Below are 11,235 nucleotides of genomic sequence, written 5' to 3'. Positions count from 1 at the left end.
CAGGCCCATGGGGTTCTCGAACAGGTCGGACATGGCGGTTTCTCCTTAGGAATCGATTCAGGCGTTCAGACCAGCTGGTCCAGCGCGAGGGTGTAGGCGGTGCGGGCCAGCCCCGTGGGCTCCACCGAGCGCTCGCGGCAGCGCTGCAGGGCGTTGAGGATGGTGGCGGAAACGTCGCCGAAGACGGCCTCGTCCCCGTGGGCGCCCTCACCCATGAGATAGGCAAAGGCACGCGCCATGCCGCAGTTGGCAACGAAGTCCGGGATCACCGACACGCGGCCATCGGCATGCTCCTGGATCGGTCCATAAAAAATTTCACTGTCGGCGAAGGCGACGTTGGCGCCGCAGGCGATGACTTCCAGGCCGTTGGCGACCATGGCATCCACCTGCTGCTGCGTCACCAGGCGCGAGGCGGCGCAGGGCAGGAAGACCTCGGCGCCCACGCTCCAGATGCGGCGGTTGATCTCCTCGAAGGGCAATAAATCGTCGGCGGCGAGCTGGTTGCCGCGGCGGTTCAAGAACAGCGCCTTCACCTCGTCGAACGTGAACCCCGCCGGGCGCAGCAGGCCGCCTTCGCGGTCGATGATGCCCACCACCTTGGCGCCGGCCTGGGCCAGGTAGTAGGCGGCCGTCGCGCCCACGTTGCCCCAGCCCTGGACGATGACGCGCTTGCCCTGCAGCTCGCGGCCCCACAGCCGCTGCTGGTGGCGCACGGACTCGGCCACGCCCCAGCCGGTGATGAGGTCGGCGACCGTGTAGCGGCGCGCGGCATCGGGGGTGTAGCGCGCGTCCTCCACGGCGTGGGCCACGCCGCGCCGGAGCTGGCCGACCTTGCGGATGCGCTCGCTCTCGCCGGGGTTGAAGTGGCCGTTGACCACGCCCTCCTGCGGGTGCCACAGGCCGTGGCTCTCGGTGATGGGGATGACCTCGTGCATCTCGTCCACGTTGAGGTCGCCGCCCGTGCCGTAGTAGCTCTTGAGCAGCGGGGCGACGGCCTTGTACCAGCGGCGCAGCACGTCGGCCTTGCGCGGGTCGGCCGGGTCGAAGTCGATGCCGGACTTGGCGCCGCCGATGGCGGGGCCGGACACGGTGAACTTCACCTCCATGGTCTTGGCCAGCGACTCGACCTCGCGCCGGTCCAGCCCGCGGCGCATGCGCGTGCCGCCCCCGGCGGCGCCGCCGCGCAGGCTGTTGATCACCACCCAGCCGCGCGCGGGCGTCTGGTCGTCATGCCACTCGAACACGATGGCGGGCGGCTTGTTCTCGAAGCGCTGGAGCAGGTCTTTCATGGGAGGTCTCCTGGTGAGCCTTGGCGTTTTCGGGTGTGGCCAGGGCAAGAAATTCGGATAGGGCCAAGGCAAGAAATCGAGAGGCGTTGGCCGGAAGCCGCCATGCCTCGCCTTCCGATTCGTCATCCCCGCGAAGGCGGGGATCCAGGCGGCCCCCAAGCCGGCCGCCAGCTCATGTCGTGGCGTTCCGGGGACTTGGGGCCCTGGTGTTCCTGCGCGGTCCCTTCGCTCTGGCGTGGGGCCGCCTGGATTCCCGCCTTCGCGGGAATGACGAAGTAGTGGGCGTGGCGTGGCGTGGCGGCTTACGGCTTGAGGCTTGCGGCTGGCGGCCGCTCAGGCCAGCAGCAGCTTGTCGTCGTCGATGCGCTCGCCCCGCGTGCGCTCGAACATGCGCAGCAGGTCCGGCACGTCCAGGCCCTGGCGCTGCTCGCCGCTGACGTCCAGCACCACGCGGCCCTGGTGCAGCATCACGGTGCGGTGGCCGTGGTCCAGGGCCTGGCGCATGCTGTGGGTGACCATCAGCGCGGTGAGCTGCTGCTCGCGCACGATGCGGTCGGTCAGCTCCAGGACGAAGGCGGCGGTGCGCGGGTCCAGCGCCGCGGTGTGCTCGTCCAGCAGCAAGAGCTTGGACGGCTGCAGCGAGGCCATCAGCAGGCTCACCGCCTGGCGCTGACCGCCGGAGAGCAGCCCCATGCGGTCGGCCAGCCGGTTCTCCAGGCCCAGGTTGAGCGTGCGCAGCTTGGCGCGGAACAGCTCGCGCACCTGCTTGTTGAGCGTGAGCGCCAGGCCCCGGCCCTGCCCGCGCTTCCAGGCCAGCGCCATGTTCTCCTCGATGCTCAGCGCCTCGCAGGTGCCGGCCATGGGGTCCTGGAACACGCGCGCCACCAGCGCGCTGCGCTGCCAGGCGTTGCGCCGCGTGACGTCCTCGCCGGCGATCTCGATGCGGCCGCTGTCCACCAGCAGGTCGCCGCTGATGGCGTTCAGGAAGGTGGACTTGCCCGCGCCGTTGGAGCCGATCACGGTGACGAACTGCCCGCTGGGAATGTCCAGGTCCAGCCCGCGCAGCGCGCGGTTCTCGATGGGCGTGCCGGGGTTGAAGGTGATTTCCAGTCGTTGGGCGCGCAGCATCACAGGGCCTCCTTGGTCGTCGCGGTATTGCCGGCCTTGGCCGACTGGGTCGAAGCAAGCGAGGCCGGTGCCTTGCGCTTGCCCAGCTTGCGCTTGAGCTGGGGGCTCAGCAGCGCCAGCGCCACGAGCACGGCGGTGACGAGGTTGAGGTCCTGCGCCTGCAGGCCCAGGAAGTCGCTGTTGAGCGCGGCGGCGATGAAGAAGCGGTAGAGCACGGCGCCCAGCACGCAGGCCAGCGTCGCCAGCACCAGGCCGCGGGCCGGCAGCAGCGTCTCGCCCACGATGACGGCGGCCAGGCCGATGACGATGGTGCCCACGCCCATGGAGATGTCCGCCCCGCCCTGCGACTGCGCGAACAAGGCCCCGGCCAGCGCCACCAGCGCGTTGGACAGCGCCAGGCCGTAGATGGTGAAGCGGTCGGTGGAGATGCCCTGGGCGCGCGACATGCGGGCGTTGTTGCCCGTGGCGCGCATGGCCAGGCCGGCTTCGGAGGCGAAGAACAGGTCCAGCAGCCCCTTCACCACCGCGACCACGGCCAGCATGAGCAGCGGCTTGAAGACGTAGTCCGGCCAGTCGTTGAAGGTGAACAGGCTGAACAGCGTGGGCTCGGTGATCAGCGCCACGTTGGGCTTGCCCATCACGCGCAGGTTGATCGAGTACAGGGCGATCATCACCAGGATGCTGGCCAGCAACTGCATGATGCGCAGCCCAACGTGCAGCCAGGCCGTGAGCGCGCCGGCGGCGGCGCCGGCCAGCATGGCCACGACGGTCGCGGCCAGCGGGTTCCAGCCGGCCACGATCAGCGTGGCGGCCACGGCGCCGCCGAGCGGGAAGCTGCCGTCCACCGTCAGGTCGGGGAAGTTGATGACGCGGAAGGAGATGAAGACGCCCAAGGCGACCAGGCCAAAGATCAGGCCTATCTCCAGGGCGCCCAGGGAAGCGATGAGGGACATGCGGGGTTTCCTGCGGCAAGGCTGCGCCCGCACGCGCCGCTGAAGCGGCGCGCCGGACGAAAGCGAAAACGGGTTGAGGACGGAAGAGGTGGCGGCGGCACCGCCGCCGCGGCGCTTATTTCTGCGCCACCACCTGCTTGGCGGCTTTCAGAAGGTCCTCAGGCAGCGTCACGCCCTGCTTCTGCGCGGCTTCCGGGTTGACGTGCAGCTCAAAGCGCTGGCTGGTCTGCGCGGCGATGGCACCGGGCTTCTCGCCCTTGAGCACGCGCACCACGAGCTGGCCGGTCTGGCGGCCCAGGTCGTAGTAATTGAGGCCCAGGGCGGCGACGGCGCCGCGCTTGACGGCGTCGGTGTCGGCCGCGACCACCGGCAGCTTGGCCTGCTGCGCCACCTTCACGATGCCCTCGAAGGCCGACATCACGTTGTTGTCGGTGGGCGCGTAGATCACGTCGGCCTTGCCGACCAGGCTTTGCGCGGCGCCGGGCACGTCCACGGTGCGCGGGGCGGCAGCTTCCACCAGCGTCAGGCCGGCGGCGGCGCAGGCTTTCTTGAGCGCCTCGACGATGGCCACCGAGTTGGCCTCGCCGGGGTTGTAGATCACGCCCAGCTTCTTCACGTCCGGCCGCACGCGCTTGACCAGCTCGACGTGCTTGTCCAGCGGCGAGGCGTCGGACACGCCCGTGACGTTGCCGCCGGCGGGCTCCCAGCTCTTGACGAGCTTGGCCGCCACCGGGTCGGTGACGGCGGAGAACACCACCGGGATGTCGCGCGTGGCGGCCACCGCGGCCTGGGCCGACGGGGTGGCGATGGCGACGATGGCGTCCGGCCGCTCGCCCACGTACTTGCGCGCGATCTGCGCCGCGGTGCCCGTGTTGCCCTGGGCGCTCTGGTAGTCGAAGCGCAGGTTCTTGCCGACCTCGTAGCCGGCGGCCTTGAGCTCGTCGCGCACGCCGTCGCGCGCGGCGTCCAGCGCGGGGTGCTCGACGATGGCGGTGACGGCCACGCGCTTGACGGCGGCCTCGGCGGCCAGGGCCGTGGCGGGCAGCGCGCAGGCCAGGGTGAGGGACGCGAGGGCGGCGCGGAAGAAACGTTGTTGCATGGGGGCTGTCTCCGGTGTCGTCCGCTGCGGGGCTCTTGGCCCGGCGCGGCGCTCGTTGCGAACAGGCGAAACTTTAGGCAGCACGGCGCGCAATTGCTTTTCATCAAGCGTGCGGGGCTTCCCCTGAAAGCGAGACAGAATTTCGTATTGCTCTCGAACGGGGAAATTTCCGTGCACGCGCTTGATCTGGATCGAATCGACTGCCGCCTGCTCACGCACCTGCAGGCCAACGGCCGGGCCTCCAACCTGGAGCTGGCCGAGGCGGCGGGCCTGTCGCCCGCGCAGGCGCACCGGCGCCACCGCCGGCTGGAGGAGCTGGGCCTGATAGGCGGCTACCACGCGCAACTGGACGCGCGGCGGCTGGGCCTGACGGTGGTGGCCTTCATCCACATCGGCATGGAAAAGGGCCACCTGCGCGACCTGCCCAGCTTCCAGGGCCTGGTGGCCGACCTGCCGCAGGTGCTGGAGTGCTACTCGGTGACGGGCGACTTCGATTACGTGCTCAAGGTCGTGGCGCAGGACCTGAAAGCGCTGTCCACCTTCCTGATGGACACGCTCATGCGGCTGCCCGGCGTCAACAGCGTGCGCTCCAGCGTCTGCCTGGACGAGATCAAGTGCACGACGACGCTGCCGCTTGGGCAGGCATGAGGCGTCGGCGCGGCCAGGCGCCAGACGGCCTCATCCTCTTCGGCCGGCGACTCGGCGGGCCGTCCTCACGCCCCCCCGCCGCGCGCCGCCCTCTTCTTGGCCGCCGCCGTCTTCTTCCCGCGCGCCGTGCCGGCCTTGCTCTCCCGGGCATCCGCCGCGGGCGCCGCATCCTTGGCCGCATCCGCCGGCGGCTTGGCCATTGCCCGATCGGCGCGCCGGTAATCGGTGGCCTTGAGGCCCTGCGCCAACGCCAGCAGGTGCGCCGCCACGTGCCACAGCGCCGGCACGCCGCTGTGCAGGAACAGCGCATCGGCCAGGCGCGAGAGCTGGCACAGGTGGCTCAGCACGGAGTCCAGCTCGCGCGGCTTGATCATCAGCCGCGCCAGCTCGGCGCGGTAGGCCTGCAGCAGCTGCTCGCGCGCGGGCACGGCGGCTTCGCCCTGGTCGAGCGAGCCGTCCAGCAGCGCCTGCACCACGCGGGCCTCCAGGGGCATGAGCGCCGTCCAGGCGTCGGCCTGCGCGGCGAAGGCGCGCCGCGCCTCCTCCTCGCTCACCCGCGCCAGCTCCAGCGCCTGCGCGGCCCGCGCCGGCGCCGTCGCGGGCTGCGCCTTGAGCAGCAGGGCCTGCAGCGCCAGCCCGTTGAGCGCGTTGTAGGGCCTGAAGCCGGGCTGGCCCGGCTCGCCCTGGCCGGCGCGGTAGGCCTGGGCGCTGTCGGACAGCATGCGCTCCAGCGCCTTGCCGGCCGAGCTGGGTACCGGCGACGCCTCCAGCAAGTCGCGCGCATGCAGGACGGCCAGCCGCTTGAGCGCCCCGCCGCGCAGCGCGCCGCGCTCGGCGTTGAGGGCGCCGCTGCGCTGGCCCTCGCCCTCTCCTTCGCCGCGGCCCTGGCCCACCAGCCGGTCCAGGTCGTCCAGCCGCTGCAGGGCGCGGCGTATCAGGTCCTTGTCCTTCTGCTTCTCGCCCAAGCGGGCCTCGACGTTGGCGAGCTGCTCGATGTCGCGAATGGGCACGCGGCCGAGCTGGTCCTCGGCCTGCACGGCGCAGAGGTAGGCCTTGCGGGCTTCGTCGTCATGCTTCAGATCGGCCCACGTGGCACCCAGCGCCGATTGCAGCGAGGGCGAGTGGCGCCAGTCCGGCGGGCAGCGCTTGTCCAGCAGGTCCTGGATCTCGTCGCGCTGGCGCTTGAGCTCGGCATCGGTCAGCGCCTCGGAGCGCCGCGCCAGCGCCGCGCGGCGTGAGGCCAGCTCGTCCAGCAGCTCGTCGGGGCTGGCGACCTGGGTGTCGCCGTCGCCGGCGGCGCGGGCCTCGGCCATGCCCTCGGCGCGCCAGTCGGCGTCGCCATAGGCCTGGTACGCCCCCCAGGTGATGTCGCCGCCGCCGTCCTGGTAGATGGCCTGGCGCGCCCGGAACACGGCCTCGCCAAAGGGCTGGCGGTGCAGCAGCAGCTCCTTGTAGAAGGTCTCGCCGAAGTCGCGCGCGAGCTTGTCGTTGACGGCCCAACCCGCCACCACCACGCAGCGCACGCCTATGGCCATGAGCTCGCGCGCAATGCTGGCCGCGAGCTTGTTGGCGTCGCGCAGGCGCTGCGCGCCGCCGTCCACCTGGCCCAGGTGGCAGCAGGAGAGGAAGACCAGCTCAGGCACCCACTCCATGGCGGAGATCTCCGCCGCGGTGATCAACAAGCCGTCGGAGAGCACCACGCCGGAGCGGCGCCCGCCGTCCACGTGCGCCAGGTCGAACACCCCATGCGCGGCGATGTGCAGGATGCGCCAGGGCCGGCGCAGCAGTTGCGCCATCACGTCCACCGCGCGCTGGTCGGCACCGATGGCGGTGCGCACCTCGTAGCCCAGGCCGGTGAGCACCTGCGCCACGGCGTTGGCCTCCGCCTCGGCCCCCTGCAGCGGCGGCAGCGGTTGCGCCGGCCGGCCATTCACGAGGAAGGCCAACTCAAAACCCTGCACGGACGGATTGCCCACCACCAGCGCCGTGTGGCCCACACTGGGGCGCACCTGGCGGCGGTACTCGGCGCTGGCGAGCTGGCGCACCATGGGCATTTGCAGCGCCATCGGCGGCGGCCCCGCCTGCGCCAGGCCGCCGGCCTGGGCGTCGGCGGCGAACATCAGCTCCCAGGGCATGTTGGCGGTGTACTCGTCCAGCACCAGCACCACGCGCTGCAGTTGCCGCCCGGCCTCCTTGAAGTCGTGCGGCACCATGAGCTGGAACAGCATGCGGCCGATGTCCTCGTTCCACACGGGCGAGGCGATCTGCTGGCGTATGAGCGCTTCCACCAGGCCCGGCTGGCGCTGCTGCATCTCCGTCTCCGCCCGCGCGCGCTGGCCCACGTAGACGAAGCGCAGCCGCGTGGCGATGCCGGCGGCGCGCGAGGGCGCCGGCGCGGCGGCCGCGCCCGGGGCCGGCGCGGGGGCAAGCGCGGAAGTAGCACCGGCGGCGCCGTCGTCCGCGCCGGTGATCATGAGCCGCGGCCAGTAGGCGCTGGAATGGTTGTCGAACAGGCGCTGGCGCAGGCCCTGCCCCTGGCGCAGCGTGCGCCGGCACACCAGCGCCGTGCCCTGGCTCTGCGCGAGCTGCGACAGCCGCGAGCCCTCCTGCGCCAGGCGGCGCAGCGCGTACACGGCGGTGATGGCGGTGTCGAGGTAGAGCTCGACGATGTCCAGCCGCCCAACGCACAGCCGCAGCCGCGTGCTCTCGTGGAAGCGCGCGTTGGCCTCCAGCACGCCGCGCACCAGCGCCTCCACGGAGCTGTCCACGCCGAGGTTGGCGTTGGAGTTGTAGCCCAGCAGCAGCGTGGCCAGCGGCAGCTCGTACTCGGCGTCGGCGCCGTTCACCTGCGCGCCGAGCTGGTCGGCCAGTTGCAGCAGCAGCCGCAACACGCCGGCGCGCACGGCGTCCGTCAAGTCCGTGCCGCTCAGCGGCTGCTCGTAGCGGCCCAGGCCCGTGACCACCGCACCGCGCACCATGCCGGCGGCCAGCGGGCGCAGCGGCGACACGCGCAGCACCACGGTGGCCGTGCCGCGCGCACCGGCGTACAGGCCCAGCGCCCGGCGGCGGCTCAGGTCGCCTTCCAGCAGCTCGCGGTCTATGAGGGCCTCGGGGCCGGCAATGGGGTCGTTCTCGTAGTGGCCCACCAGCAAGGGCTGCGTGAGAAAGCGCAGGTCCGTGGCGGTGACGCCCACTTCCAGCCGGCGCTTGGGCCGCGGCTTGATGCGCGTGCGCGCCTTGCCGCCCACGGCGGCGTTGATCAGCGCGGCATCGGAGAGCACGGCCGGCGGCCCGGCGTCAAAGACCACGGGGCCCTGCGGCTCGGCGGCGCGGGTGACGGGCGGCGTCTGCGCCAGCGCCGCGGTGCTGCCCTTGACCAGCAGCTCCGCCAGCGCACTGAAATGCTCGCGCGTGTCGCACAGGTTGCCGTGCTCGGCGGGCATGAAATAGTGCTGGCCGACGTTGCCTATGCGCCCGGAGGCCCAGGTGACGGTGCCGTCGCCGCGCGGCGTGCCCTGGAGCTTGAGCCGCCCGTTTTCCACCACCAGGCCGCAGGTGGTGTTGAGCGCCACGCCAAACACGTAGATCGCTTTCGGGGCGTAGGCGGCGGGCAGGCTGGGCGGCTCGGACCTGGGCTGGCCGCCGTTGTCCTGGCTCCACAGCCAGCCGCCCTCGGTGAGCGCCTGCTGCAGCGGCACGGCCATGCGGCCGTCGCCGAACCAGAAGTCCTTGACCGTGGGCTTCAGGTCGTCCCAGGTGGTGGAGAGCATGAAGTTGCGCTGCAGCGCATCGGCTTCGGTCTGGAATTCGTCCACGAAGCCGGGGCGCGGCAGCAACTGCAGCGCGCCGCGAAAGCCCGCGACGATGCCGAGCAACTCCTCCAGGCTGTGCCGCGTGTCCATGGCCGCGAGGGCGCGCAGCATGCCGCCCTTGCCCAGCAGGTTCTGCACCATGGTGTGCGAGCCCTGGTGCGGCGTGCCCAGCATCACCAGCCGCGCGTCCGCGCGGGCCATGAGCTCGTCCATCACGGCGCGGCGGCGGTAGATGCAGGCACGCGCCACCAGGCCGCCCATGCTGTGCGCCAGCAGCCGTATGGGCTGCTGGGTCTGCTGCAGCAGTTGCGCCAGCAAGGCCCCCAGGCGCTCGCCCAACACGTCCAGCGGCTGGCGCCAGTCGTAGGCGAAGGCCACCACGCGGTGCGTGCGGGCCAGCTCCTCGATCAGCTCGCCGTAGGACAGCGCCAGCGGCGATTCGGCCTCCACGCCCTCGCTGCCCCAGGCGACGCGGTCCAGCCCGCCGCGCAGCAGCCGCAAGGGGTCCAGCCAGATGCGGTCGCCCTTGGCGCGCAGCGAGGAGCCCATGATGCCGGGCAGCAGCACGACCACGGGCAGCTCGGCCGCGGCGGCGGCGCGGGTCTGGCCTTCCAGGGCGCGCTGCAGCCTTTCCTGCAGCGCCGCCTCGTCCGGCGGCAGGTCGACGAAGGCCGGCAGCGTGCGCGGCTCCTTGCTCACCAGCCAGTCGCGCAGCGCGGTGCGGGTGTCGAGGTTGGCGAAGTAGCGGAAGTGCGTGGTGGCGCGGCTGCGCTCCAGCAGCGCGCGGGCGCCGGCGCGCGCGGCGATGCCGGCCAGCATGGCCGGCGTGTCCACCACCAGGTCGTTGTCCACCTGGTCGAAGAGCAGGAAGTCGGTGAGCAGCAGGCCCAGCCGCGACAGCGCGCTGCCGCCCTCGGCGTCCCCGGCGATCAAGCCCATGGCGATGCCGGGCTGCACCGGCGCCTGGCGCAGCAGCCGCGCCAGGGGCGAGTCCGGCAGCATGGCCTCTATGCCGGGAACCATGTGCGGATCGGTGCGGCGCTGGGCGATTTCCAGCACCACGCGCTTGAAGACCGCGTAGAGCGGGTTGCCGAAGAACCACGGGTTCAGGCCCAGCAGGCTCAGGATGCCGGAGAGGAACAGGTCGAAGTTGCCGCCGGCCAGCCGCGTGCCGTTGGCCGGCGCGGCCACACGCACGTAGCGCTCCACGGTGAGCTGCCTGTCGGCCAGCAGCTCGGCCAGCCGGGCAAGCTGCGCGCGCTGCTCCCCGTGCGCCTTGTCCATCTCGTCGGCCAGCGTGGAGGCCGGCGGCAAGGCGCGCTCGCCCTCGGCACTGCCCGTCCCCTGGAACTGCCTGGGGTCGCGGCGGTACTGCGCGATGAGGGCGCCGAAGTCGCGCAGGCACAGCAGGTCGGCCACCAGGCCGCCGCGCGAGTGCGACACCAAGCTCACGCGCGCCCCCCTGGGCAGCGCGCCGGCCAGCGCGATGGCGTTTTCTATGGGGCTTCTCGACAGCGTGTGGTGCTCCAGGGCGTAGAGGCCGCCGGGGTAGGCCTTGCGCAGCGCGGCCCACACGTCGCGCTCGCCGCTTTGCAGCTCGCCGAAGCTGCCCACGGTGTTGGAGGCGGTGCCGTGGACGAAGACCAGCAGCGGCTTGCCGTCGTAGTCCTTGAAGTGCTCCGGCTCCACGGGCTTGGGCGTGCCGGCGCCGGACTCGGTGGTGTCCCAGGTGCACAGCAGGTCGTCTCCGGCCATGACCTTGTTTTCCAGGACGCTCGTCAAGGCCTTGGTGCCGGCCCAGGACAAGCCCAGCTCCACGGCCTGGACACCCGCGTCCTGCAGCAGCGCGCCCTGGTCCAGCTCGCCGTGCAGCACGGCGCGGATCACGCGCTTGACCACCGCCTTGCCCAGGTCGGCCACCAGGCCGCGCGAGGGCACGGCGGTGGCCGCGTTGAGCTGGTCCAGCCGGATGCGGTCGCCGTCCACGAGGTCGGGGCGGCTGCGCAGCAGGCTCGCGCGCAACTGCACCACGCTCGTGACCAGGGTGCTGCCGTCCTCCAGCTCCAGCAGCAGCACTTCGCCCTCGCCGGCCTGCATGGCGCCCACGGGCTGCGCCGTGCCGGCCTCGCGGGCGGCGGGGGACAGCAGCACGGTCTCGCGCACCTCCAGGATGCCGGCGGGCAAGAGCTTTTTCTCCGCGTCGTCTGCAGCGCCTGCGGCACCGCGCGCCGCGCTGCTCAACAGCGCCGGCTGCGCGTCGTGTGTGGCCTGCCAGCCCTGCACTTCAAGGACATGCGCCATGTGTC

General features: G+C 71.8%; 6 protein-coding genes. 1 reads left to right on the top strand and 5 read right to left on the bottom strand.

Annotated elements, in window-relative coordinates:
- Nucleotides 1-65 precede the first annotated feature (65 nt).
- From ALA01S_RS23430 to ALA01S_RS23415, 4 genes are all read right to left on the bottom strand, one after another.
- Complete coding sequence (locus ALA01S_RS23430; RefSeq protein ID WP_066341605.1) at nucleotides 66-1,289, bottom strand: Glu/Leu/Phe/Val dehydrogenase dimerization domain-containing protein; 1,224 nt, start codon at nucleotides 1,287-1,289, stop codon at nucleotides 66-68.
- Nucleotides 1,290-1,622: 333 nt separating this feature from the next.
- Nucleotides 1,623-2,417 carry an ABC transporter ATP-binding protein gene (locus tag ALA01S_RS23425; protein ID WP_066341603.1) on the bottom strand — a complete coding sequence of 265 codons (795 nt, stop codon included), beginning with the start codon at nucleotides 2,415-2,417 and terminating at the stop codon, nucleotides 1,623-1,625.
- Nucleotides 2,417-3,370, bottom strand: a complete 954-nt coding sequence (locus ALA01S_RS23420) for an ABC transporter permease (RefSeq protein ID WP_066341601.1) — start codon at nucleotides 3,368-3,370, stop codon at nucleotides 2,417-2,419. Before ALA01S_RS23420 ends, ALA01S_RS23425 begins: the two co-directional genes overlap by 1 nt.
- Nucleotides 3,371-3,485: 115 nt before the next feature.
- The gene (locus ALA01S_RS23415) at nucleotides 3,486-4,469 is read right to left on the bottom strand and encodes an ABC transporter substrate-binding protein (protein ID WP_066341600.1); all 984 of its coding nucleotides are present in this window, start codon (nucleotides 4,467-4,469) and stop codon (nucleotides 3,486-3,488) included.
- 171 nt (nucleotides 4,470-4,640) lie between these two features.
- Here ALA01S_RS23415 and ALA01S_RS23410 point away from each other — a divergent pair, with 171 nt between their 5' ends.
- Nucleotides 4,641-5,117, top strand: coding sequence for an Lrp/AsnC family transcriptional regulator (locus tag ALA01S_RS23410; protein ID WP_066341609.1), 477 nt, complete (start codon nucleotides 4,641-4,643; stop codon nucleotides 5,115-5,117).
- A 65-nt stretch (nucleotides 5,118-5,182) separates the two neighbouring features.
- Here the strand turns inward: ALA01S_RS23410 and ALA01S_RS23405 are convergent, their stop codons facing one another.
- On the bottom strand, nucleotides 5,183-11,230 hold the full coding sequence (locus ALA01S_RS23405; protein ID WP_066341599.1) for a DUF7379 domain-containing protein: 6,048 nt from the start codon (nucleotides 11,228-11,230) through the stop codon (nucleotides 5,183-5,185).
- Nucleotides 11,231-11,235 lie beyond the last annotated feature (5 nt).

Origin of the sequence: Azohydromonas lata NBRC 102462 (genome assembly GCF_001571085.1) — a bacterium.
GTDB classification, from domain to species: Bacteria; Pseudomonadota; Gammaproteobacteria; order Burkholderiales; family Burkholderiaceae_C; genus Azohydromonas; species Azohydromonas lata.
This window is presented reverse-complemented; position numbering and strand designations above follow the sequence as displayed.